The organism is Streptomyces sp. WY228 (genome assembly GCF_019287315.1).
GTDB classification, from domain to species: domain Bacteria; phylum Actinomycetota; class Actinomycetes; order Streptomycetales; family Streptomycetaceae; genus Streptomyces; species Streptomyces caviscabies.
In genome coordinates, this window is record NZ_CP079114.1 from 8,140,256 (window position 1) to 8,162,437 (window position 22,182).

23 protein-coding genes and 1 tRNA gene are annotated in these 22,182 nt (G+C 71.9%); 12 read left to right on the forward strand and 12 right to left on the reverse strand.

What is annotated here, in order from left to right; all coding sequences use genetic code 11:
- Nucleotides 1–17: 17 nt before the first annotated feature.
- Nucleotides 18–287 carry a hypothetical protein gene (locus KV381_RS35635; protein WP_030080638.1) on the forward strand — a complete coding sequence of 90 codons (270 nt, stop codon included), beginning with the start codon at nucleotides 18–20 and terminating at the stop codon, nucleotides 285–287.
- A gap of 23 nt (nucleotides 288–310) precedes the next feature.
- Here the strand turns inward: KV381_RS35635 and KV381_RS35640 are convergent.
- A tRNA-Trp gene (locus tag KV381_RS35640) sits at nucleotides 311–383 on the reverse strand.
- Between the two features lie 48 nt (nucleotides 384–431).
- Nucleotides 432–1,328 (reverse strand): LysR substrate-binding domain-containing protein, encoded by an 897-nt coding sequence (locus KV381_RS35645; RefSeq protein WP_030080636.1) that lies wholly within the window; start codon nucleotides 1,326–1,328, stop codon nucleotides 432–434.
- A 174-nt stretch (nucleotides 1,329–1,502) separates the two neighbouring features.
- Here KV381_RS35645 and KV381_RS35650 point away from each other — a divergent pair, with 174 nt between their 5' ends.
- The 5 genes from KV381_RS35650 (at nucleotide 1,503) to KV381_RS35670 (ending at nucleotide 7,134) form a co-directional block, all read left to right on the forward strand.
- Nucleotides 1,503–2,513 carry an aldo/keto reductase gene (locus KV381_RS35650; RefSeq protein ID WP_030627808.1) on the forward strand — a complete coding sequence of 337 codons (1,011 nt, stop codon included), beginning with the start codon at nucleotides 1,503–1,505 and terminating at the stop codon, nucleotides 2,511–2,513.
- Between the two features lie 36 nt (nucleotides 2,514–2,549).
- A complete protein-coding gene (locus KV381_RS35655; protein WP_098024712.1) occupies nucleotides 2,550–2,966 on the forward strand; it encodes an SRPBCC family protein in 417 nt (138 codons plus the stop codon).
- A 91-nt stretch (nucleotides 2,967–3,057) separates the two neighbouring features.
- Entirely contained in the window at nucleotides 3,058–4,563 is a 1,506-nt protein-coding gene (gene mptB / locus KV381_RS35660; RefSeq protein ID WP_030627805.1) for a polyprenol phosphomannose-dependent alpha 1,6 mannosyltransferase MptB, read from the forward strand.
- Nucleotides 4,564–4,888: 325 nt separating this feature from the next.
- A complete protein-coding gene (locus tag KV381_RS35665; protein WP_103538699.1) occupies nucleotides 4,889–6,565 on the forward strand; it encodes an ABC-F family ATP-binding cassette domain-containing protein in 1,677 nt (558 codons plus the stop codon).
- A complete protein-coding gene (locus KV381_RS35670; RefSeq protein WP_030080625.1) occupies nucleotides 6,562–7,134 on the forward strand; it encodes an AAA family ATPase in 573 nt (190 codons plus the stop codon). Before KV381_RS35665 ends, KV381_RS35670 begins: the two co-directional genes overlap by 4 nt.
- On the opposite strand, the gene KV381_RS35675 is transcribed toward KV381_RS35670, so the two are convergent.
- From KV381_RS35675 to KV381_RS35695, 5 genes are all read right to left on the reverse strand, one after another.
- Nucleotides 7,119–7,343, reverse strand: a complete 225-nt coding sequence (locus KV381_RS35675; RefSeq protein ID WP_030080623.1) for a hypothetical protein — start codon at nucleotides 7,341–7,343, stop codon at nucleotides 7,119–7,121. The genes KV381_RS35670 and KV381_RS35675 overlap by 16 nt on opposite strands.
- A gap of 115 nt (nucleotides 7,344–7,458) precedes the next feature.
- Nucleotides 7,459–8,079 (reverse strand): hypothetical protein, encoded by a 621-nt coding sequence (locus tag KV381_RS35680; RefSeq protein ID WP_030080621.1) that lies wholly within the window; start codon nucleotides 8,077–8,079, stop codon nucleotides 7,459–7,461.
- 31 nt (nucleotides 8,080–8,110) lie between these two features.
- Nucleotides 8,111–8,731 (reverse strand): L-threonylcarbamoyladenylate synthase, encoded by a 621-nt coding sequence (locus tag KV381_RS35685; RefSeq protein ID WP_030080619.1) that lies wholly within the window; start codon nucleotides 8,729–8,731, stop codon nucleotides 8,111–8,113.
- A gap of 125 nt (nucleotides 8,732–8,856) precedes the next feature.
- The gene (locus KV381_RS35690; protein ID WP_030080617.1) at nucleotides 8,857–9,873 is read right to left on the reverse strand and encodes a hemolysin family protein; all 1,017 of its coding nucleotides are present in this window, start codon (nucleotides 9,871–9,873) and stop codon (nucleotides 8,857–8,859) included.
- Nucleotides 9,870–11,207: a hemolysin family protein gene (locus KV381_RS35695; RefSeq protein ID WP_030627799.1), complete on the reverse strand. Its 1,338-nt coding sequence runs from the start codon at nucleotides 11,205–11,207 to the stop codon at nucleotides 9,870–9,872. Before KV381_RS35695 ends, KV381_RS35690 begins: the two co-directional genes overlap by 4 nt.
- A 326-nt stretch (nucleotides 11,208–11,533) precedes the next feature.
- On the opposite strand from KV381_RS35695, the gene KV381_RS35700 reads away from it, so the two are divergent.
- Complete coding sequence (locus KV381_RS35700; protein WP_218787096.1) at nucleotides 11,534–12,532, forward strand: sporulation protein; 999 nt, start codon at nucleotides 11,534–11,536, stop codon at nucleotides 12,530–12,532.
- 82 nt (nucleotides 12,533–12,614) lie between these two features.
- On the opposite strand, the gene KV381_RS35705 is transcribed toward KV381_RS35700, so the two are convergent.
- Together KV381_RS35705 and KV381_RS35710 are read right to left on the reverse strand one after the other, a co-directional pair.
- Nucleotides 12,615–13,001 (reverse strand): DUF4180 domain-containing protein, encoded by a 387-nt coding sequence (locus tag KV381_RS35705; protein WP_218787097.1) that lies wholly within the window; start codon nucleotides 12,999–13,001, stop codon nucleotides 12,615–12,617.
- Nucleotides 12,994–13,524 (reverse strand): helix-turn-helix domain-containing protein, encoded by a 531-nt coding sequence (locus KV381_RS35710; RefSeq protein WP_218787098.1) that lies wholly within the window; start codon nucleotides 13,522–13,524, stop codon nucleotides 12,994–12,996. Before KV381_RS35710 ends, KV381_RS35705 begins: the two co-directional genes overlap by 8 nt.
- 182 nt (nucleotides 13,525–13,706) lie before the next feature.
- On the opposite strand from KV381_RS35710, the gene KV381_RS35715 reads away from it, so the two are divergent.
- The 3 genes from KV381_RS35715 to KV381_RS35725 all read left to right on the forward strand — a co-directional run bounded on the left by KV381_RS35715 (nucleotide 13,707) and on the right by KV381_RS35725 (nucleotide 15,079).
- Nucleotides 13,707–14,141 carry a hypothetical protein gene (locus tag KV381_RS35715; RefSeq protein WP_030080607.1) on the forward strand — a complete coding sequence of 145 codons (435 nt, stop codon included), beginning with the start codon at nucleotides 13,707–13,709 and terminating at the stop codon, nucleotides 14,139–14,141.
- 186 nt (nucleotides 14,142–14,327) lie between these two features.
- A complete protein-coding gene (locus KV381_RS35720; RefSeq protein ID WP_167396280.1) occupies nucleotides 14,328–14,498 on the forward strand; it encodes a DUF6381 family protein in 171 nt (56 codons plus the stop codon).
- Nucleotides 14,499–14,578: 80 nt separating this feature from the next.
- Entirely contained in the window at nucleotides 14,579–15,079 is a 501-nt protein-coding gene (locus KV381_RS35725) for a GNAT family N-acetyltransferase (RefSeq protein ID WP_030080605.1), read from the forward strand.
- A 170-nt stretch (nucleotides 15,080–15,249) separates the two neighbouring features.
- Here KV381_RS35725 and KV381_RS35730 read toward each other — a convergent pair whose 3' ends face one another.
- The 3 genes from KV381_RS35730 to KV381_RS35740 form a co-directional block, all read right to left on the reverse strand.
- The gene (locus KV381_RS35730) at nucleotides 15,250–15,993 is read right to left on the reverse strand and encodes a transporter substrate-binding domain-containing protein (protein WP_218787099.1); all 744 of its coding nucleotides are present in this window, start codon (nucleotides 15,991–15,993) and stop codon (nucleotides 15,250–15,252) included.
- 60 nt (nucleotides 15,994–16,053) lie between these two features.
- The gene (locus KV381_RS35735; RefSeq protein ID WP_030080602.1) at nucleotides 16,054–16,566 is read right to left on the reverse strand and encodes a DinB family protein; all 513 of its coding nucleotides are present in this window, start codon (nucleotides 16,564–16,566) and stop codon (nucleotides 16,054–16,056) included.
- Between the two features lie 103 nt (nucleotides 16,567–16,669).
- On the reverse strand, nucleotides 16,670–19,084 hold the full coding sequence (locus tag KV381_RS35740) for a polysaccharide lyase 8 family protein (RefSeq protein WP_193463491.1): 2,415 nt from the start codon (nucleotides 19,082–19,084) through the stop codon (nucleotides 16,670–16,672).
- Nucleotides 19,085–19,469: 385 nt separating this feature from the next.
- Here KV381_RS35740 and KV381_RS35745 point away from each other — a divergent pair, with 385 nt between their 5' ends.
- On the forward strand, nucleotides 19,470–20,612 hold the full coding sequence (locus tag KV381_RS35745) for a substrate-binding domain-containing protein (RefSeq protein ID WP_218787100.1): 1,143 nt from the start codon (nucleotides 19,470–19,472) through the stop codon (nucleotides 20,610–20,612).
- 237 nt (nucleotides 20,613–20,849) lie between these two features.
- Nucleotides 20,850–22,154 (forward strand): ABC transporter substrate-binding protein, encoded by a 1,305-nt coding sequence (locus KV381_RS35750; protein ID WP_030080596.1) that lies wholly within the window; start codon nucleotides 20,850–20,852, stop codon nucleotides 22,152–22,154.
- The last annotated feature ends 28 nt before the right edge of the window (nucleotides 22,155–22,182 follow it).

A 22,182-nucleotide genomic window follows, 5' to 3' on the forward strand; every position in this document is an offset into this window, starting at 1 on the left:
GGTGGGATGCTGCCCGCATGGACGAGCTGATGAGGCTGCGACGGGTGTACGGCACCGATCACGACGACCCCCACCCGGGGCCGAGGCCGGGTCATGACTACCGCGAGCTGGTCGGCGGCCCGCTCGACGGGCTGCTGCTCGACGTCACCGGCTGGGACGACGCGGACCTGCGCGACGGGGTCGGGCTGGTCACGGAGATCGGCGCCTACGGGCCGGGCGGACGGGCGGAGTACGGCCCCCGGTCGCCGGACAGCCACCAATGGGACTGGCGCGGCGACGTGCGGTGACCGACCGGGTGGTGTCGGCAGGGCAGGGGCGGCAGGAATCGAACCTGCGACATACGGTTTTGGAGACCGCCGCTCTGGCCGCTGAGCTACGCCCCTTCGGTTACGGGTGAAGCCTGACACGCCCCGATGTCCGCGCCAACAGGTTTACGCGGGCACGGAGTCGAGCACCGTGGCGCGGAAGGCGCCCACCACGGGCCGCAGATCGACGCGGTGCCAGGCCGCCCACAGCCGTGCGGACCCGCTGTGCCAGGGCAGTTCGCGTACGGCCACGCCGGGCTCCGTGCCTCGCACCATGCTCCGCTGCACCAGCGCCAGCCCGAACCCGGAGGCGACGAGCCCCAGCGCGGTGAGGGGTTCGGCGGCGTCCAGCGTGATGTCCGGGGTGAAGCCCGCCGCCACGCACGAAGCGACGAACGCGTCGTGCCGGCCCGGGTCGTGGCTGCTCTCCACCGCGATCCACGGCTGCCCGTCCAGGTCCTCCGGCACGAGGTCCGTCTTCTCCGCCAGCGGATGCCCGGTGGGCAGCACGAGCAGCAGCGGATCCTCCAGCAACAGCGCCGAGCGCAGATCCGGGTCGTCCTCGGCCGGCGGCTCCTGGACCAGGGCGATGTCCAGGCTGCGCTGCCGCAGCCCCTCGAACTGCTCGGTGCTGTGCTGTCCGTACAGCGCCACATGGATCCCCGGCCGCTCCCGGCGCAGCGTGCGCAGCGCTGCGGGCAGGAGCCCCGTGTGCATGGCGTCCGGTACATAGCCGACGCAGAGGCCGCCCTCCTCGCCCCGGCCGAGTCGGCGCCCCAGGTTCTCCAGGCGCCCGGCGTGGGTGAGCAGGGCCCGGGTCTCGGCGAGGAAGACCTGGCCGTCGGAGGTCAGGCGGATCCGCTGCCGGTCCCGCTCGAACAGGGCCAGGCCGAGCTCCTTCTCCAGCTGGGCGATTTGCCGGCTGAGCGGCGACTGGGAGATATGGAGCTGTTCGGCGGCGCGGCCGACGTGTTCCGTCTCGGCGACGGCGACGAAATAGCGGAGCTGGCGGAGTTCGAGCATGTCACGTCCTTGTAAGACCTATGGAGACTCAAGTCAGCCCAAACAAGTCTTGGACAGTCTCAACATTCGATCCTAACCTCGAATGCGTAAGGCCGACAGAGCATGCGCAACCGGATCATTACCGGGCGAAACCATGCTGATTGTCGGCTCCTTCGCAGAGTCAAGGACGCACACGTGAGCATCACCCACCTCCTCCCCGGCCGGCTCGGCTTCGGCACGGCGCCGCTCGGCAACATGTTCCGGGCCATCCCCGACGACGAGGCCGCCGCCACCGTGCGGGCCGCCTGGGACCAGGGCATCCGCTACTTCGACACCGCCCCCTTCTACGGCGCCGGCCTCTCCGAGATCCGGCTCGGCGACGTCCTCGCCCAGCACCCGCGCGACGCCTACGTCCTCAGCACCAAGGTCGGCCGGGTCATCCTGGACGAGGCCGAGGACCCGGCCGCCCGTGACCTCGGCGAGAAGGGCGGTCTCTTCGAGCACGGCCGCCCCAACAAGATGATCAACGACTACAGTGCGGACGCCACCCTGCGCTCCATCGAGGACAGCCTGAAGCGGCTGCGCACCGACCGCCTGGACATCGTCTGGGTCCACGACGTCGCCCAGGACTTCTACGGCGACGAGTGGCTCGCCGCCTACGAGAGCGCCCGCACCGGCGCCTTCCGGGTCCTGACCCGGCTGCGCGAGGAGGGCGTCATCAAGGCCTGGGGCCTCGGCGTCAACAAGGTCGAACCGCTCGAACTCACCCTCGACCTCGACGAGCCGCGCCCCGACGCGTTCCTCCTCGCCGGCCGCTACACCCTCCTCGACCACGACCGCGCCCTGCAGCGGCTCCTCCCGGCGGCCGCCGAGCACGACGTCGACCTCGTCGTCGGCGGACCGTACAGCTCCGGCATCCTCGCGGGCGGCGCGCACTTCGAATACCAGAAGGCGCCCGCGGACATCGTCGCCAAGGTGGAGCGCCTCAAGGCACTCGCCGACCGGCACGGCATCGGCATCAAGGCCGCCGCGCTCCAGTTCGCCCTGGCCCACCCGGCCACGGCGGCGGCGATCCCCGGCGCCACCCGGCCCAGCCGCATCGCCGAGGACCTCGCCGCCCTCGACGAGACGATCCCCGCGGCCTTCTGGGCGGCCCTGCGCGAGGAGAAGCTGATCTCCGCCGACGCCCCCGTCCCCACCGCCTGAACCACACGCGCCCCACCACATCAAGGACGTCACGTCATGACCAGCGCCACCGCCTCCACCGAAGTCCCCGTCCCCGCCGACCGCGTCTGGCAGCTCATCGGCGGTTTCGACTCGCTGCCCGACTGGCTCCCGTACATCCCGACCAGTGAGCTGAGCGAGGGCGGCCGCGTCCGCACCCTCGTCAACGAGGAGGGCGGCGTCATCGTCGAACGCCTCGAAGCCTTCGACAACGCGGCGCGCAGCTACAGCTACTCCATCCTCCGCGCCCCGTTCCCGGTCACCGGCTACCTGTCGACCATCGCCGTGCGCGAGGGCTCGGCACCGGACCGGGCACGCGTCGAATGGTCCGGGACCTTCACCCCGGACGGAATCGGCGACGACGAGGCCGCCGCCCTCTTCCACGGCATCTACGCCGACGGCCTCGCCGCCCTCACGCAGTCGCTCGCCGGCTGAACGCCACGGGCGCCCGGACCTGATCCGGGCGCCCGGCCGGCCGGGGGAGCGGCTGTGGAGCGGGTCCGGCCGTCCGATAGGTTGGCCGGTCATGTGGGCTTTGAGTGCGGTCGGACTCCGTCGGCTGGGTGCGGCAGGATCCCTGGCGGTCGTCGTCGGCGGCTGGTTCGCCGGAAAGCTGCCGGTTCACGACCCCTGGGGGCTGTGGACCGATCACGGGTCGACCGCGAAGGCCGCCGCCGCGGTCCTCGCCTACGCCGGGCTGACCGTGCTCGTCGTGGCCTGGTGGCAGTACGGCAAGACCGCCTCCACCGTCCGCGACACCCTCGTCACCCTCGCCTGGTGGACCGCCCCGTTCCTGCTCGCGCCCCCGCTCTACAGCGCCGACGTCTACAGCTACATCGCCCAGGGCTCGATGGTCGTCGAAGGGCACGACGTCTACACCGTCGGCCCCTCCGCCCTGGACCCGGGCGGGATCGGCGGCGACGCCGCCGCGAGCGTCGGCAACCACTGGCGCGACACCCCGGCCCCCTACGGACCGCTCTTCCTGCTGATCTCCGCAGCCGTCGCCCGGACCACCGGCGGCACGATCGTCCCCGCCGTCCTGGCGATGCGGGTCGTCGCAGTTCTCTCCCTCGTCCTGATCGTCTGGTCCCTGCGCCGCCTCGCGCGGGAGCACGGCCACAGTGAGAGCCGCGCCCTGTGGCTGGGAGCCCTCAACCCGCTGCTGCTGATCCATGTCGTCGGCGGCATGCACAACGACGGGCTGATGATCGGCCTGATGCTCGCCGGTTTCGTCCTCGCCCTGCGCGGAAAGTGGATCGCGGGCAGCGCGCTGGTCGGACTCGCGATGATGGTGAAGTCACCGGCGGCCGTGTCGCTGCTGTTCATCGGCGTCCTCGTGCACGCCTCCGCGACGGGCCCCCAGTGGCGCCGCTGGGCCAAGGGGCTCCTCGCTCCCGGACTGATCGCCTGCGCGGTCGCCGGAGGCGCCACGCTGATCAGCGGCACCGGATTCGGCTGGCTCCACACCCAGGGCGTCGCCGCGAACATCCACACCGCGCTCTCCGTCAGCAGCGACCTCGGCCTCGGGCTGGGAGAGCTGGCCCACCTGCTCCTGGACGTCGAGGTGATGCCGGTCAAGTCCGCCGTCCAGACACTGGGCCTGGCGGTCGCGCTCGGTCTGATCCTCGTACTGGCCCGGCGTGCGATGCGCGGCGGAGTGACGCCGACCCACGCGCTCGGGCTCTCCCTGCTCGCCCTGGTCGTCCTCTCGCCCATGGTCCAGCCCTGGTATCTGCTGTGGGGCATGGCCGTCGTCGCCGCGACCGAACAGTACGGCCGCCTGTCCGCCGTCCTGATCGTGCTCTCGGCGGCGCTGGTGTACGAGACCCACCCCATGGGCGCCACCCCGCCCTACGGATTCGCCCTCGCCGGACTCGCCGCCGTCCTCGGCACCCTCGCCGTCCGCCGGACCCCCGTCGTGCCCCCCGATGCCCGCCTCCCCGGCCAGCGCGGCCCCACGGAATCGCCGGAGAACCAGGAGGCTCCCGCCTCTGCCGCAACCCCCGCCCCGGCCCCGCAGAGCGCCCCGTAGAGAAGCCCGCGCGAAGAAATCCCCTCGACGCCCGACAAGATCCTCGGCTACGCTGAGCGGGTCCTGTTGTCTCCGATAGAGGTGGACGTTGCGCATCTGAGGTCCGCGATCATCACGCGGTACGGCCCTGGCCTGTACACGGTCACGACGTTGTCGGCATGTCTGCCGCCCGTGACTTCCGCGTGGATGCGACCTCGGTGCTGAGCCGTCCCTCACTTCGCAGGACTGTTCTCTCCCACCACTTTCCGGCCCCCGGGCCGGGTCGCCGCGTGCTGTTCGCATACGAAGCCCCCCCGTACCCTCCGCTTCCGACTGCGAGAACACCATGAGCCATCCCACCGCGCCCGGCGCCTCCGTGGCCGCATCCAACCTCACCTTCCAGTGGCCCGACGGCACGAAGCTCTTCGACGGACTCTCCCTCACCGTCCCCCGGGGCCGCACCGGCCTGGCCGGCGTCAACGGGGCCGGCAAGTCGACGCTCCTGCGCCTCTTCGCGGGACTCCTGCGTCCCGCGTCGGGGTCCGTCACCGTCGGCGGGAACCTCGCCCACCTGCCCCAGAACATCACCCTGGACACCACCCTGCGCGTCGACGCCGCACTCGGCATCGCCGAACGGCGGGCCGCCCTGCGCGCCATCGAGTCCGGAGACGTACGGGAGGAGCACTTCGAGACGGTCGGCGACGACTGGGACGTCGAGGAACGCGCCCTGGCCACCCTCGGTTCCCTCGGGCTCGACGACGTCGAACTGGACCGCACCGTCGGGCAGTTGTCCGGCGGGGAGACCGTCCTGCTGCGCCTGGCCGCGCTGCTCCTGGAACGCCCGGACGTCCTCCTCCTCGACGAACCGACCAACAATCTGGACCTCTTCGCCCGTCGACGGCTCTACGACGCCGTCGACTCCTGGCGCACCGGCATCCTGATCGTCGTCAGCCACGACCGGGACCTGCTGGAGCGGGTCGACCGCATCGCCGAACTCCGATCGGGCTCGGTGAGCTGGTACGGGGGCGGCTGGTCCGCGTACCAGGAAGCCCTCGCCGTCCAGCAGGAGGCCGCCGGGCGGATGCTGCGCGCCGCCGACGCCGACGTACGCCGTCAGCAGCGCGAGCTGGAGGAGACCCGGATCAAGGTGGCCCGCCGCCAGCGCCACGACAAGAAGCTGGACGGTCAGCGGAAGGCCCCGCGCATCGTCGCCGGGGAGCGCAAGCGCTCGGCCCAGGAGTCAGGAGACCGCCTGCGCGGGCTGCACGAGGACCGCCTCGACGAGGCCCGCGAGCGCCGGGAGGAAGCCGCCGAAGCCATCCGCCGGGACGCCGAGATCAAGGTGAGCCTGCCCCACACCGCCGTACCTGCGGGCCGCACCGTCCTGACCGTACGGGACCTGAGCCTGCCCTACGGACGGCTGCGCGAGGGCAGCCTCCAGGTGAAGGGCCCCGAACGCATCGCCCTGATCGGCCGCAACGGGGCAGGCAAGACGACCCTGCTGCGCACGCTCATCGGGGAGCTCGAACCGAGCACCGGAGAGGCCACGGCGGCGGTGCCCCTGAAGTTCCTGCCACAGCGGCTGGACGTCCTCGACGACGCACTGAGCGTCGCCGACAACGTCGCCCGCACCGCCCCGGGCACCACCGACAACCAGATCCGTTCCCAGCTCGCCCGGTTCCTCTTCAAAGGCGCCCGCGCGGAGCAGCCGGCGGGCACCCTCTCGGGCGGCGAACGCTTCCGCGCCGCGCTCGCGGCGACGATGCTCGCCGCCCCCGCCCCGCAACTGCTCCTGCTGGACGAGCCGACGAACAACCTCGACCTGGCGAGCGTGCGGCAGCTGACGAGCGCCCTGGAGTCCTACGAGGGCGCGCTCGTCATCGCCAGCCACGATCTGCCGTTCCTGGAATCCGTGGGCATCACCCGCTGGATCGTCCTGGACGACGCGCTGCGCGATACCGACGCCGACGAGGTCCGCGAACTGTTCGGGAGCCCGGAGTCCACCACGGCGGGCACGTCATGACGGGCGTCGACCCGGGCCCCTGCGTCGTCCTGATCACCGGAGTGATGGCGGCGGGGAAGTCCACCGTCGCCCAGCTCCTGGCGGAGCGCCTGCCGCGAGCGGTCCATGTGCGCGGCGACGTCTTCCGCCGCATGATCGTCTCGGGCCGCGCGGAGATGACACCCGACGGGGCGGCCGAGGCACGGAGCCAGCTCGACCTGCGCCAGCGCATCTCGGCGCAGGTGGCCGACGCCTACGCGGAGGACGGCTGGACGGCCGTCGTCCAGGACATCGTCCTCGGCGACGACCTGCCCCGCTACATCGACCGGGTCCGGACCCGTCCGCTCCACGTCGTCGTGCTCGCGCCCTCGCCGGGGGCCGTGCGCGAGCGGGAGGAGGCGCGGGGCAAGACGGGGTACGGGGAGTGGACCGTCGAAGCGTTCGACGCGCATCTGCGGAGCGGGACGCCTCGCATCGGCCGCTGGCTGGACACCTCCGGTCAGACGCCCGAGGAGACGGTTTCGGCCATCCTCGACGGTCTGCGGGGCGGGGGAGGTGCGGGTGGCGCGGACGCTCAGGCCGCCTCGTAACGGTGGGCGCGCCCGCCCCGCCACTCCACCCAGACCGGATTGTCGAGGAGCCGGTCCGCTTCCTCGAGGCCGGCCTCGCTCAGGAACACGATGACGTCGTGGTCGCTGTGGGCCAGCCCGAGTATCTCGTCCCGGCCTTCGTAGTGCACGGTCACCCGGCGGCCGCCCGAGGGGGTCGGACGGTGGATGACGATCGGGGGATTTGCCATGGGTCCACCCTGCGGCGAGCCCCGCCGCCGCGCATCCCCGGCCGGCCCTCTCCACGAGCGGGCCGCAGTCGGTCCCCGACGGGCTCTCGCGCCCGCCCGGGGGCTGTGCGGCCCCTCACCGCCCGTCGGCCGCCAGTTCCACCGTTGTGGTGACGCGCACCAGGGAGGGGCGGCGCGGGGCGGAGCCGAATCCGAAGGCGACCGGCGGATCGAGCGGCGCGAGCGCGCCCAGGTCCGCCCCGTCCAGCTCGGCATCGGCGGCCACGACCGGCCGCAGATCCCGCGCCCCGTACCACTCCCGCCGTCCCGGACCCGCGCGGCCCAAGGTGCGTACGCCGGGCATCAGCAGCCGGGCCGGCACATCGCAGAGCGCGGCCCAGACCGGGCTGCGGACGAGCGGGGCCGGTACGGCGGAGAGCAGCAGCCCGAGGGCGGTCCGGCGCCCGGTCCGCAGCCGGAGGCGCAGCGGCCCCGCCTCGACGAGCAGGCGGTCACCGGCGGCGGTGACGGTCACCGGCGCCACCTCGATCCGGTCGAAGCGGTAGGTGGCGGCGACGAAGTCCGCGATCCGCCGGGTCGGGGCCAGCAGGACCCGTTCGCCGTCGGGATGCTCGACCATGACGTCGCTGAACGCGCCGAACGGCGACCTCGGCCAGTGCCCGACCACCAGCCGGGTGCCCGAGGAGGTCCCCACACCGGCGATCCAGCCGTCGAACCGCAGTCGCTCACCCGTCACGCCCGCCAGTCTGCCCCGCGGCCGCACCGGATCACTCGAAGCGCGACGTGTCCCCGGCTCCGCGACGTACGATCTCGGGCTCGTCGCCGGAGAAGTCGATGACCGTGGTCGGCTCGGTGCCGCAGTCGCCCGAGTCGATGACGGCGTCCACCTGGTGGTCGAGCCGCTCCTTGATCTCCCACCCCTGCGTCAGCGGCTCCTCCTCGTCCGGCAGCAGCAGGGTGCTGGAGAGCAGCGGCTCGCCGAGCTCGGCGACCAGCGCCTGGGTCACGACATGGTCGGGGATCCGCACTCCGACCGTCTTCTTCTTCGGGTGCAGCAGCTGACGGGGAACCTCCTTCGTCGCCGGGAGGATGAAGGTGTAGCTGCCGGGCGTCGCCGCCTTGACCGCCCGGAACACGTCGTTGTCCACGCGGACGAACTGCGCCAGCTGCGCGAAGTCGTGGCACACCAGCGTGAAGTGGTGCCGGTCGTCGAGGTTCCGGATCGACCGGATCCGGTCGATGGCGTCACGGTTGCCCAACTGGCAGCCCAGGGCGTAGCAGGAGTCGGTCGGGTACGCGACGAGCGCACCGGACCGGATGCTGTCGACCACCGTGGAGATGGTGCGGGGCTGGGGATTTGCGGGGTGCACGTCGAAGTACTTGGCCATCCGCCGAGCTTACGCGTTCGGGCCGGGTCGGCAGGGCAGTTGGCCGGGAACGGCGAGAGGCGGCCCGTCGCGCGACGGGCCGCCTCTCCTTCCGTTTCACCCGGTGGTGTTCACGGCCGGGCCGGTCAGACCGCGGCGGCCCCCACCAACTCGTCCAGCACGTCCTCCATCGTCACGAAGCCGATGACCGTGCCCTTGTCCCCGGCGACCGCCGCGAGATGCGTACCGGCGGCGCGCATCGTGGTGAGGGCGTCGTCGAGCGGGGTGTCGATCTCGACCCGGATGACGGGGTGGAGGGAGCTCGTGGGCAGCGCCTTGGTGCGCTCGGCGACACCGAGGGCGTCCTTGATGTGGAAGTAGCCCAGCAGCTCGTCGTCGGGCCCGGTGACCGGCAGCCGGGAGAAGCCCGAGGCGACCGCGGCCCGCTCCAGACCCTGCGGGGTGATGCCCAGGTCGACGGTGACGGTCCGGTTCAGCGGGACCATCACCTCGCCGACCGGCCGGGTCCCGAGCTCCAGGGCGTCCCGCAGCCGCTCACCGTCGGCCGGGGCGAGCAGCCCGGCGTCGCTGGAGTCCTTCACCAGCCGTACGAGCTCGTCGTCGGTGAACACCGAGGCGACCTCGTCCTTGGGCTCGACCTTGAGCAGCCGCAGCAGCATGTTGGCGAAGGCGTTGATGCCGAAGATGACCGGCCGCAGCGCCCGCGTCAGACCCACCAGGGACGGGCCCAGCGCCAGCGCGGTGGCGACCGGGGCGGCCAGCGCGATGTTCTTCGGGATCATCTCGCCGATGAGCATGTGCAGATACGTCGCCAGCGTCAGCGCGATCACGAAGGCGATCGGGTGGACCAGCGCCTCCGGCACGCCGACCGCGTCGAACGGCGGCTCCAGCAGGTGCGCGATGGCCGGTTCCGCGACGGCGCCCAGCACCAGCGAGGAGATGGTGATGCCGAGCTGCGCGGTGGCCATGGCGGCCGACAGGTGTTCGAGGCCCCACAGGGTGCTCTTGGCGCGTCGGCTGCCCTGCCTGGCCTGCGGCTCGATCTGACTGCGGCGGACCGAGATCAGCGCGAACTCGGCGCCCACGAAGAACGCGTTGGTCAGGAGCGTGAGCGCGCCGATGGCGAGCTGGATGGCGGTCATCGGGCGTCCTCCTCCACGAGGGCGGGCGCCGCTGCGGGCGCGGTGATCCGGACCCGGTCGGCCCGGTGGTGCTCGATGTCGAGCACGTCGAACTGCCAGCCGTCGACCTCCACCCGGTCGGTGCGGACCGGGATACGGGCCAGCTGGTTGGCGAGCAGACCGGCGAGCGTCTCGTACGGGCCTTCCGGCGCGCGGAAGCCGATCCGGTCGAGCTGGTCGAGCCGGATGCTGCCCTCGGCCGCCCAGACCGGGCGCCCGTCGCCGAGCGGCTCGGCCGGTGCGAGGTCGGGGCGCTCATGGGGGTCGTGCTCGTCGCGGACCTCGCCGACGACCTCCTCGACGATGTCCTCGACGGTGGCGACGCCCGCCGTACCGCCGTACTCGTCGATCACCACCGCCATGGTCCGGTGCTTGCGCAGTTGCGCGAGCAGCCGGTCCACGGGCAGCGAGTCGGGGACGAGGAGCGGCTCGGTGGCCAGCGCCGTGACCGGGGTGCGGGACCGCTCGGTCTCGTCCAGGGCGAGGACGTCGCGGATGTGGACCGTGCCGATGACCTCGTCCAGGCTGTCGCGGTAGACCGGGAAGCGGGACAGACCGGTGGCCAGCGTGAGGTTGGCGGCGTCGGCGGCGGTGGCGTGCGCCTCCAGCGCCCGGACGTCGACACGCGGCGTCATCACGTTCTCGGCGGACAGCTCCGCCAGATGCAGGGTGCGGACGAACAGCTCGGCCGAATCCTGCTCGATGGCGCCCTCACGGGCGGAGTGCTGGGCGAGCGCGATCAGCTCGTCCGGCGTACGGGCGGAGGCCAGCTCCTCGGCCGGCTCCAGGCCCAGCCGTCGCACAGCGCGGTTCGCGGTGTTGTTCAGGTGTCGGATCAGCGGGGCGAAAGCCGCCGTGAACGCCCGCTGCGGGGTCGAGACGACCTTGGCGACCGTGAGCGGGCTGGAGATCGCCCAGTTCTTCGGGACCAGCTCACCGATGACCATGAGGACCACGGTGGAGGCGGCCACGCCGAGGAGGGTGGCGACCGTGGACACGGCGCCGGACGGCAGCCCGACGCCCTCCAGCGGACCGCGCAGCAGCACCGCCAGGGACGGTTCGGCGAGCATGCCGATGACCAGGGAGGTCACGGTGATGCCGAGCTGTGCGCCGGAGAGCTGGAAGGTGAGCCGCTTGGCGGCCTTGAGCGCGCTCTCGGCACCGCGCTCTCCGGCCTGCGCGGCACGTTCGAGCTCGCTGCGCTCGATGGTCGTCAGCGAGAACTCGGCCGCGACGAACACCGCACAGGCCAGCGTCAGCGCGAGGGCGAGGAGGAGCAGGATCACTTCGCTCACCGTGTCACCTCCGTCCCCTGGTGCGCGGGGTCGGGGATGACACGGTTCGTACTGGGAGGCTCACCCATTGCGGTGCCGCAGCTCCTTCTCTGTTCGGGTCGTCGGAATCGACGTGAGGGACGGGTGTGAACCCGCCTGATAGATAGTAAAGGGAACGCAAAGCAAAGGGGAGTGGCGAGTGTCACACGGAGTACCGGCCGGGGAAGGCCGCCCTTGATCCGGATGGCCGGAACTGTGCGTAGCGCTCGTGAGCTTGGGAAATCCTTTACCTCCCGGGGCATTCCGCGCCGGTGAGGTGGCCCTAACAGAAGGAGCGGACGCCGCACATGGTGTTCAAGAAGTTGCTCGGAGCCCTCGGGGTCGGCGGACCCTCGGTCGACACCGTTCTGGAGCCCGGCCCGGCGCTGCCCGGTGGTCTCCTCTCCGGAGAGGTCCGCCTGCGCGGCGGCGGAACGGAGGTCTCGGTCGACCGGATTTCTCTGCTCCTCGTCGCCAGGGTCGAGCGGGAGGACCAGGAGGAGGAGCACGAGGGCACCGTCGTCCTCGAACGGTTCACCGTCGGCGGCGGCTTCCGGCTGGCGGAGGAGGCCGAACACACCGTGCCGTTCAGCCTCACCCTGCCGTGGGAGACGCCGATCACCGAGCTCCACGGCCAGCCGCTGGGCCCGGTGCTCGGCATCCGGACCGAGCTGGAGATCGCGGGCGCCCGCGACAAGGGCGACCTCGACCCGCTCGCGGTGGGCCCGCTGCCCGCGCAGGAGGCGATCCTGGAGGCCTTCGGCCAGCTCGGCTACGCCTTCAAATCCGCGGACCTGGAGCTCGGACACATTCGGGGAACCGGTCAGCAGCTGCCCTGCTACCAGGAGATCGAGATCCTCCCGCCGGCCGGCCACACGCACGCCGTCAACGAGATCGAGGTGACCTTCCTCGCCGCACCGGGCGGTCTGGAGGTCGTGATCGAGGCGGACAAGCGCGCCGGACTCTTCTCCGAGGGCCATGACACGGTCCACCGCTTCACCGCCTCGCACCACGCGGTTCCGCAGACCGAATGGAACGCCCGGGTCGACGCCTGGCTGAAGGAGGTCATCGCCGGCCACGCGGGGCACGGTGCGCCGTCCCCGTACGGCACGCCCTCCTCGTACGGAGAACACCACGGTGACCAGCACCGCTCGGGCCCCGGTGCGGGCGCGGTGGTGGCCGGGGTCGCCGCGGGCGTGGCCGTCGGCGTCGTCGGCGGCATGGTCGCCGCCGAGATCGTCGACGAGATCGGCGACGCCTTCGAGGACGAGGAGGGCGACGAGGACGCGGGAGGCGACGAGGGCTGACGCTCTCGGGGCGGGCGACGCCCCCGCCGTCTCTCCTCCGGGGCGGGCGACGGGCCTTCCGTCGCTCGCCCGCCGCATCGGCTCACATGCTGCCCCGGCCCACCCCGTTCGGGGCCAGCCGGTCGGCGAGCGCGTCCAGATCCGGGACGAACCAGATGTCCCGGCCGCGGTTGGCCTCGCGGACGAGGTCGGGAAGGGCCGAACTGGCCGCCAGATGACGGCTGATGTCCCCGACGACGACCAGCCGCAGCCGGTAGTTCGCGAACTTCTGCAGGACTTCTCCGGCGAAGCCGGTGCTCAGGTCGTAGAAGCTGTCGTCCAGCCGCGTGGACGGCACGGCGACCACCTCCGCGCGCTGGAACGCGGCACCGATCAGATGGTCCAGAGCGCCCTGGACGTCGGCGACGGTCTCCCCGTCGGCCTCGCACTCCAGGACCGGGACGCCGTGGTGCTCGACGATGTCAGGCACGGTCCGCCCCCTGCCCGCCCGTGGACGTGTCGGTGGAAGCGAGCAGGTCGTTGTCCGGGCCCAGCAGGCCGTCGATCATGTGCAGCAGATCGGCGGTGGCGGCCGCGCCGCCGAGAATGACGATCTTCATCCGGGTTCGCTCCTTGTCGTAGACCGTCTGGACGCGCAGGGGATCCGCTGTGTCCCGCGCGGACTGCGTGCTCGCCGTGACGAACGTGCTGAGCCGGTGTGCGGCGTCCGGGCCGAGCGCGTCGATCTGCACGATGCTCGACACCTCGACGTGTCCCGACGCGGGTGCCGGTGTCGGTACCGGGGCCGTGCCATCGGCCGGATGGCCGGCGGTGTCATCGACCGGCCGGCCGGTCAGAACCGCGAAGTCCTCCTTGCTGATCCGGTACTGCTTGCCGATCCGGACGGCCTTGAGCCGGCCCTCGCGGACGTAGTTCCGGACGGTCCGCACATGCAGTCCCAGCAGCTCGGCCACTTCGCCGACCGAGTAGAGCTCCCGCTCGTCATTCCCCATAGGTATGGATCATACGGTAAACAACCTTGTAGAGCTTCTGGTAGATGAATATGCAGCAGTTTTGGGAATGATGCGATCGGTGGTTACTCGTTCCGGACCTGCTCGGCGGGTGCGGCTCGGCCCGCGACAGCAAAGTGGGTTACGCACGGCCGCCCACGTGGACATGGAGGGAGAGGAGCCCGATGAAGCCCGAAGCCCGGCCGCCCGATCCGCGGCACCAGCGACCCGAAGGTGTCACCGATACGACCGTGGAAGCGCTCGGGGCCCTGTCGAAGGCGCTGGAGACCGCCGAGCGTGCGCGCGGCGCCCTCTACGACTTCCACCAGCTCACCGGGAGCGCCGATCTCGCCCTCGACGACGCCGTACGCCTGCTTCGCGCCGCAGGGCACGGAGACCGGGCCGATCAGGTCGAACGGGAGATCATCGGCCGCAACGTCATCCCGGGACACTGGACGTTCCAGATCGTCGAGGAGTACAACGCCACCTACTACGACGTGTTCCGGTCGATCGAACGGCAGATCAGACAGGAGCTCGCCGAGGGCCGCGACCATCTCTACGAGGCCGAGATGAAGGCGGACCGGCGGACCGAAGGGCATCCGGACCACACCGCCGACTGACGGGTGCGTCGGGGACGCCGGTCACGTCGGCCCGTCCGTCCCCGCCCCTCCCGAACCCCGTCTCTCTCATCGTCACCGAACGTGACCGCACGAGATGCGGTGCGGACCGACTCCGGTGACGCTGGGGCTCCGGTCGCGCACACGACACCGGTTGCCGACGGAGGACCCACGACGGAGGACACCCCCATGAACCTGTACGACAGCCCGGTGGAGCGAGCCCGCCGCACCCGTGAACGCGCCGAGGAACTGGGCCGCGCCGCCGACCGGGCCACCGACCCCGAGCACCGGCAGCGGCTGCGGGAGAAGGCGCTGAGGCTGCTGCGCGAGGACCCGGCGCCCGATTCCCGGCCCTCCTGACCGGTGTACGGGAAAACCTGACCGGCGTACGGAGAAAGCCGATTGCCCGCGCGGTCGTCGCCCCGGTAGCGTCGCGCGCCGTGACCCCGACGCTGCGCACCGAGAGACTCCTGCTGGAGCCGTACGTCCCCGAGGACGAAGAGGACTTCGTCGCCCTGTTCCAGGACACCGAGGTGTCCCGGTGGATGGGCGACGGCCCTTCCACCGAGGCGGAGGACCGGGCCCTGTTCGGGCGGGTCTTCACCAAGGTCTACGCCCGGGACCTGTTCGCCGTCTGGGCCGTCCGCCGCGACGGCCTCCTGGTCGGGCACGCCGAGATCAAGCGGACCGACGACGTCGACGGCCACGAGATCATCTACGCCCTGGCGCCGACGGCGTGGGGGTGCGGCCTGGGGACCGAGTTGGCGCAGGCCGTCGTCGCGCACGGTTTCGGCACGCTCGGGCTGACCGAGGTCCACGCCACCGTCGCCGCCGCGAACGAGGCTTCACTGCGGCTGCTCGGCAGGATCGGCTTCGAGCACGTGAGGGACGTCGTGGAGGACGACGGCAGCACCACCCGCGTTCTGACCCGCCGCCGCTGACGGCCGGTCAGGCGGTCGCGGGTGTCCGCGCCCGGGCCTGAGCCCCGCCTCTCTCCGCCGGCGCACCGGCGTGTCCGGTGTCCGTACTCGACGCACGCGACGCCAGCATCCCCGTCGTCACGCCCTGAACACCCTGAACACCCTGAACGTCCCGGGCGCCCGTCGGAGGTTCAGGCGGCGGGCGCCACGGACGCGCCCTCGATGCCATGACGCTTCAGGGAGTCGGCGACGAAGCCGCCCGCCTTCATCTCCTCCACGAACGACGCCAGCAGCTCCTGTGCCGCCGCACCTCGCCCGTACGGTACCCCCATGGCCTGCTGGATCACCATGAACCGCCCCGGCAGCACCCGTACGCCACCGGCTCGGGCCGCCTCGGCCTCCAGCAACTGCCGGATCCCGGCGGCCACATCGACCTCGCCCGCCCGCAGGGCCGCGAGCGCGCGCGGGGCGCCCTCCAGCCGGACGATCTCGGCCCGGCGGATCTCACGGGTGAGGAAGAGGTCGTACGCCGACCCGGCCCCGACCGAGATCCGGGTGCCCTCGGCGTCCACCTGGTCGTTCTCGGACACCTCGGACGGGTCCGGCACCAGATAGCTGCCCTCGATGAGGACGTACGGGGCGGTGAACCGCAGCCCTTCGCCCCGGGCGGGGTCGACCGCGAAGAACCCGATGTCCGCCCGCTCGGCCCGCACCGCGTCGACCGACAGCGCGGCCCTCTCGAAGGCCACCAGCTCGACGGGCACCCCGAGCCGCCGCCCGAATTCCCGGGCCAGGTCGACGGAGACCCCGGCCACCTCGCCGCTCGCCGGATCCCGGTGGGCCAGGATCGGATTGCCCAGGTTGATCGAGGCACGCAGACTGCCGCCGGGCGCGAACACGGAGACGAGGGCGGAAGCTGTCGGCTGCTGAGTCATGGAGCCGAGTCTACGAGCGCGCCCGCCGCCCCCGAGGGGCGTACGGGCGCGCCCGCGGTCTCACGCGCCCACCGTCCCGTCCACCCCTTCCCGCAGCAGATCCGCGTGACCGTTGTGGCGGCCGTACTCCAGCAGGACGTGCACCATGACCATCCGCAGCGAGACCTCCTTCTCCCACCGCGGCTGATACCCCACCAGATCCAGCGAGGCCGCCTCCCGCTCGATCCGGCGCGAGGTCTCCACCTCCGCCTCCCAGGCGGCGAACGCCTCGGCCCGGGTCGAGGCGCTCGCGTCGTACGCCGCCTGGAAGTCGAAGAGCTTCTCCGACCACACCATCGGAGCCGCCGCGTCCTCGAACACCCGCCGGAACCAGGTGCGTTCCACCTCCGCCAGATGCCGCACCAGAGCCAGCAGCGACAAGGTGGACGGTTCCATCGACCGCTCGCGCAACTCCTCGTCGTCCAGACCCGCGCACTTCATGGCCAGGGTCTGCCGGTGGTAGTCGAGAAAGGCCCGCAGCGTCTCGCGCTCGCTCCCCAGCAGCGGAGGCCCGATCCGGTCGTCGTTCGTCATGTTGAGGTTCCCCAGTCCGTGTGCCGGCCGACAGTATGACCGGCCCGCGCGCCAGGGCAGGCGAGTTTCCCGTCGGCCGCCCGAACACCGGCGCCGACGCGGTTCAGGACAGCCGCACCTTGATCGTCTGCGTCGCCCCGCGCGTTCCGGACAGGTCGCCGAAGACCAGGCGCAGCGAGGACCCCGTCGTCGCCGATGTCACCGTCGCCGGCTTCGACACGACCGAGGCGACGGCCCGGTTCCAGGTGAGGGTCAGGCTCGTGCGCATCCGCATCGGATCGCTCACGCACACCGTCGCCGTACCGTCCGTGTGCTCGGTGACCATCACGGAGCACGGGGCGTCCGCCACCAGCGGCCCGACGCTGCCGCCGAACCAGAAGTTGACGGCGGTCAGCCCCAGCGAGGCCACCGAGACCCCCTGCTGATCGTCCGTGTTGGCGAGCACCCGCAGCCAGCCGCTGTCCGCCGCCCGCGCCGCCGTGCGCTGCTCGGACGCGCCGGGCAGCAGCTGGTACGCGTACGTGGCGTCCGTCGGGTCCTGGCCGTGGTCGAACCAGAGGGTGAGGTACTTCCGGGAGACCGGATCCGTGGAGCCCGCGGTGTTGATGTCGCGCCAGCGGCCGGTCCGGTTCTCCCGCAGCGCCTTCACGGTGGCCCCACCCGGGAAGACGTAGCCGCCGTGCCCGGCGAGATGTGCCCAGGACGCGTCGGTCAGGGTCGCCGACCACGGCAGCGTGAGGGGTTTGACCGAGCCGTCCACGGTGAACGGGGCGTTGCCCGTCGGCCCGAGGTTGCGGTTGTCGACGGTGGTCTCCACCGCGGCGCCGTCGCGGCCGTGGATGCCCGCGCCCAGGCACACCACGGTGTCGTCGAGGAAGAACCACGACTTCTTCGCCATGAGCGTGCTGGAAAGACCCTTGAGGTACTGCCCCACGGCGGCGCGCTTCTTGTCGGTGACCCCGCCGACCCAGTTCACATCGGGGAGCGCGACGCCCCAGTCGCCGCCCGCACCGTCGGCGAGCACCTTGCGCGAGGCCGTGGTGCCGGGCAGCCGGTACGGATCGACGGTGGGCCAGAAGGCGTCGCTGTACTGGCCGTTGGCGAAGGTGTCGCCCCACCAGGAGAGCATCCCCGAACCGGTGTGCCAGCCGCGCAGGTTCTCGCCGTTGCCGACCTCGTAATAGGTGATCCGCCGGTCGGCCATGCTCAGCGACGCCGCCCAGCCGGGGCGGCGGTGTGTGGCCCGCGCCATGTCGGGGAACAGCCGGTGGCCGTCCGGCTCGGGGACCGGGGTGAGAGAGGTGTCGTCCAGGACGCTCTTGATCCGGGCCAGCGCGGTGAGCCCGAGCGAGGGGTTGCTCAGCGGCGGGCTGTAGTAGTCACGCTGCGCCCAGCCCTTGACGAGCGCCCGCCACCGCGCGTTCTCGGCGTCCGAAGCGCCCCGCCCGAGCAGCACGATGGAGGCGAGGATGGGGTGCCCGCGCCGGTGGTCGTCGACCTCGCCCCGGCTGATGGCGCGCCCCGCGACGGAGTCCATGACGAGTCCGTTGAAGAGGAACGGCGCCCAGGCGTTCTCCACCGCGTCGAACACCACCTGCCGCTTCGGGTCGGTGACCTCCCACGTGGTCCCCTTCAGCAGCGCGAACAGCAGCCCGAGCCCGCCGAGCATCACCGACCCGTAGCTGCCGGTGTACGGCACGGTGGTGTGCTGGATGAACGAGCCGTCGGCGTACAGCCCGTCGCCCTTGGTCACCAGCGGGAAGACGGGGGAGAGGGCGTCCCGGGCCAGCGCGATCTTCGCCGGGCTCCCTCCGACGACCCCGCGCAGGGCCAGCACCCGGCACAGGTCGACCCGGTTCGCCCCGGTGCTGGTCCCGGTGTACGAGGCGACGGCGGAGTCGGGTACGAAGTGGTCGACGGCGGCGCAGTAGCGTGCGAGCCGCTCCGGGGCGATCGCGTCGTACATCAGCACGCACGCGTCCAGCAGGGCCTGCGGCGCGCCGATCTGCCAGCTGTACCAGTTGCCGTACCGGGTCTGCCCGTCGTTGTAGACCTGGGTGTTGAGGTGCTCCAGGCCGGTGAGCACGGCATCGCGCAGTCCGGTGTTCCCGGTCAGTCCGGTGCCCTGCTGGCGGTAGGCCTGGGCCATGGTGTTGAGGCGGACGAAACTGTCGGCCATCCGCCCCGAGAAGACGTACGACTCGGCGTCCGTGTCCGGGTCCGGATCCGCGAAGACGGCGTCGGGCCAGAGCGAGCCCTCCGCCGGGTCCATCGTCTCCAGCCACTGCGAGGCCTTCGTGCCGAGGTCGGCCAGTCGGCTCTTGAAGGGCTCGGCGGTCGGGCTGAACCCCTCGCCGAGGATCAGCGCGCTCCAGGTGGTGCGGAGCGCGGCGTACGGGTCGTCCTCGGCGGCGGACGCGGCGGAGCCGGGCGTGGCGAGCAGCAGCGCGCCGCCGCCGGCGGCGGTGAGCGCCGCGGAGGTGGCCAGGAAGGTACGGCGGGACCAGGCAGAAGTCATGGGAGAGCTCCGGGTCGGTGACGTGTCTCCGGCGGGAACCCGGCGCGCGGTGGGCACCGAAGGGGCGGGCGCTGAACTGACCCCGGGATCCGACTGTTCTGAGCGGGCGGGCACTTTCTAGCAGCCGCCGGGCGACTCGCTCAATAACTTTGGCCGAATTGATCGTATCGATCGGTTCTTGGGGCGTGTATGTCGGCGCCGGGCAGGAATCGGCGTGCGCCCCTCGCACCGGCACAAAACCCTGCTCGGATCGTTTCGAGCGCATGTGATCGATATGGTTGGGGCAGGCCGGACGGCGGCCGCCCGGGAGCCGGAATCCACGCGCTTCCGCCGCCGGGACACCGTCGGGCCGGGGCCCAGCCGTCTCCGAATTCCAGGGGGATCCATGCGACTGCACGTCGATCAGCGCCACGAGCGGGTGCTCGAACTCGTCCGCGAGCGCGGCAGCCTGCGCGTCGCCGAACTCGCCGAGGAACTCGGCATGTCCGCCGTCACCCTGCGCCGGGACGTCGAGGCGCTGGCCGCCCAGGGGCTGGTGGAGCGGCTGCACGGCGCGGTGGTGTGGCCCGCCGGGCAGCCCCGGCCCGCCCCCGCCGCCGCGCCCCCCGCCGAAGGGCTGGTGGTGGGCATGGTGGTGCCGACCACCGAGTACTACTACGCGGACGTCGTGCGCGGCGCCCGGCGGACGGTCGAGGCCGCGGGCGCCCGGCTGACGATCGGGCTCTCCCGCTACCTCCCCGGCGAGGACGCCGCCCAGGCCCGCCGGCTGCTGTCCACCGGCGCGGACGGGCTCCTGCTCGCACCGAGCTGGGAGCGCGGCTGCCCGGAGCAGGGCGAAGGGCTGTGGACGGTCGAGCAGGAGACCCCGGTCGTCCTGGTGGAACGCTCGGCGCCCCTCGGTCATCCGGCGGCGCGCCTGGACCGGGTGCGCTCGGACCATGCGCACGGCGCCGCCGAAGCGGTGGCGCACCTGGCCGGGCTGGGGCACCGGGCGATCGCGCTCGCCGTGCAGGACAGCCCGACCGCTCCCCGGCTCCGGGTCGGATACCGCGCCGCCGTGGAGGCGCTGGGGCTGACGCCGGTATCGGCCTCGCCGCTCGACGACGCCCCGTCGCGGTCGGAGGCCGATCGTTTCGAGCGGACGCTGGAGTATCTCTGCGAGGGCGTGGCGAGCGGCGACGTGACCGCCGCGATCGTGCACAGCGACGCGGACGCGATCGTCCTCATCCCCCGGCTCCAGGCCAGGGGGGTGCGGGTGCCCGAGGACCTCGCGGTGATCGCGTACGACGACGAGGTCGCCTCACTCGCCGACCTGCCGCTCACCGCCGTGGCCCCGGACAAGCACGCCGTGGGGGCCGCCGCCGCCCGGCTCCTGCTGTCCCGACTCGGCGTGGCCGAACCCGGCGCGACGGACGCGGACGCGGGTGTGGACGCGGCGGGCGGGAGTTCCTTCGCCCGACGGCACCTGGACATCCTGCCGACCCTGCGGGTCCGGGTCTCCTGCGGGGCGGCCGTCGCCGCTCCCTGACCCGGCGAGAGCCGCGCCGCACGCCGGACCGAGAGCCGTGCCCCGGGCCAACCGGCCCCGTGGGCACGGCTTTTGGCGTGCCCGGGGTCGGTTGGGTCGCTCGGTGGGTTCGCAACCCTGCTCGTGATCGATTCGATTGATTTGGTCATTTGCTCTTGACGGCGATCGGTTCTGCGCAAAATGATGTGTGCCGTTCACCTCATCTCCCGCAGTTCGAGGTCTCGTAGGAGCCGGCCCATGCCCTGTATCGCCCGCACGTCCCGTCTCGCCCTGGCGGCCTCCGCCGCTTCACTCGCCCTGCTCGCCACCGCCTGCGGCGGATCGGGATCGGACGCCTCGGGCCCCGGGGACGGCAAACCCGTCACCCTCACCTTCTGGTCGGCCACCGCGGGCGCCAAGGAAACGGCCGACGCGTTCAACAAGACGCACACCGGCATCAAGGTGAAGTTCTCGATGGTCCCCGCGGGGCCCGAGGGCGTCACCAAGCTCTCCAACGCGGTCAAGGGCGGCAACGCCCCCGACGTGGCGACCATGGACTACTCCGCCCTGCCCGAGTACGCCAGCGAGGGCAACCTGGAGGACCTCACCGCCGGCTCCGGCGAGCTGGTGAAGAAGGAGTTCCCCGAAGCCGTCCAGTCCCTGGTCACCCTCGGCGGCTCCACCTGGGCCGTGCCGTTCGACGTCACGCCGATCCAGCTCTTCTACCGCAAGGACCTGTTCAAGAAGTACGGCGTCGAGGTGCCGACGACCTGGGCCGCATACCGTACGGCCGCCGAGAAGATCCACCAGGGCGACCCGGACGTCACCATCACCAACTTCGGCGGCGGCGACCCCGCCCTGCTCTCCGGCCTCGCCTGGCAGGCCGGCGCCCGGTGGTACGGCACCAGCGGCGACGCCTGGAAGGTGAACATCGACGACCCGGCCTCCCGCAAGGTCGCCGCCTACTGGGACGACCTCCTCGCGGACGGCCTCGCCTCCAGGACCCCGCTCTGGGGCGAGGGCGAGAACAAGGAACGCGCCACCGGCAAGGTGGCCACCATCATCGGCGCCGCCTGGAGCGCCGGGAACTTCCCCGTCAGCTACCCCGACTCCAAGGGCAAGTGGGGCATAGCACCCCTGCCCACCTGGGACGGCGAGCCGAGCACCGGCATGTACGGCGGAACCTCCTACATCGTGCCCAAGGGCAGCCAACACACCGAGGCCGCCGCCGAGTTCATCAAGTGGGTCACCACCGACCCCGAGGCCATGACCGCGCGCCTCAGCTCCCTCAAGACCCCCAGCAGCGCCCTGCCGGCCAACGAGGGCATGCGCGCCGCGGCGGCGAAGCAGTTCGACAGCTCCTACTTCGGCGACCAGGACGTCTACGCCGTGGCCGGCGAGGCCGCCGACACCATCGTGCCCGGCTGGACCTGGGGCCCGGTGCAGCAGCAGGTGACCTCGGCGCAGATGGCCGCGGGCGGCGACCACACGAAGATGCTGACCTCCGGCCAGGCGAAGGGGGAGAGCGCGGTCACCGACCGCGGTCTGAAGCTCGACAAGTAGGCGCGAACGCGACCAGCGAATCGCGGGC

Coding starts and splice junctions, on each gene's coding strand:
- KV381_RS35635 (WP_030080638.1), top strand. CDS start 18: ATGGACGAGCTGATGAGGCTGCGACGGGTGTACGGCACCGATCACGAC.
- KV381_RS35645 (WP_030080636.1), bottom strand. CDS start 1,328: ATGCTCGAACTCCGCCAGCTCCGCTATTTCGTCGCCGTCGCCGAGACG.
- KV381_RS35655 (WP_098024712.1), top strand. CDS start 2,550: ATGACCAGCGCCACCGCCTCCACCGAAGTCCCCGTCCCCGCCGACCGC.
- mptB (WP_030627805.1), top strand. CDS start 3,058: ATGTGGGCTTTGAGTGCGGTCGGACTCCGTCGGCTGGGTGCGGCAGGA.
- KV381_RS35665 (WP_103538699.1), top strand. CDS start 4,889: ATGAGCCATCCCACCGCGCCCGGCGCCTCCGTGGCCGCATCCAACCTC.
- KV381_RS35670 (WP_030080625.1), top strand. CDS start 6,562: ATGACGGGCGTCGACCCGGGCCCCTGCGTCGTCCTGATCACCGGAGTG.
- KV381_RS35675 (WP_030080623.1), bottom strand. CDS start 7,343: ATGGCAAATCCCCCGATCGTCATCCACCGTCCGACCCCCTCGGGCGGC.
- KV381_RS35685 (WP_030080619.1), bottom strand. CDS start 8,731: ATGGCCAAGTACTTCGACGTGCACCCCGCAAATCCCCAGCCCCGCACC.
- KV381_RS35690 (WP_030080617.1), bottom strand. CDS start 9,873: ATGACCGCCATCCAGCTCGCCATCGGCGCGCTCACGCTCCTGACCAAC.
- KV381_RS35700 (WP_218787096.1), top strand. CDS start 11,534: ATGGTGTTCAAGAAGTTGCTCGGAGCCCTCGGGGTCGGCGGACCCTCG.
- KV381_RS35710 (WP_218787098.1), bottom strand. CDS start 13,524: ATGGGGAATGACGAGCGGGAGCTCTACTCGGTCGGCGAAGTGGCCGAG.
- KV381_RS35715 (WP_030080607.1), top strand. CDS start 13,707: ATGAAGCCCGAAGCCCGGCCGCCCGATCCGCGGCACCAGCGACCCGAA.
- KV381_RS35720 (WP_167396280.1), top strand. CDS start 14,328: ATGAACCTGTACGACAGCCCGGTGGAGCGAGCCCGCCGCACCCGTGAA.
- KV381_RS35730 (WP_218787099.1), bottom strand. CDS start 15,993: ATGACTCAGCAGCCGACAGCTTCCGCCCTCGTCTCCGTGTTCGCGCCC.
- KV381_RS35735 (WP_030080602.1), bottom strand. CDS start 16,566: ATGACGAACGACGACCGGATCGGGCCTCCGCTGCTGGGGAGCGAGCGC.
- KV381_RS35740 (WP_193463491.1), bottom strand. CDS start 19,084: ATGACTTCTGCCTGGTCCCGCCGTACCTTCCTGGCCACCTCCGCGGCG.
- KV381_RS35745 (WP_218787100.1), top strand. CDS start 19,470: ATGCGACTGCACGTCGATCAGCGCCACGAGCGGGTGCTCGAACTCGTC.
- KV381_RS35750 (WP_030080596.1), top strand. CDS start 20,850: ATGCCCTGTATCGCCCGCACGTCCCGTCTCGCCCTGGCGGCCTCCGCC.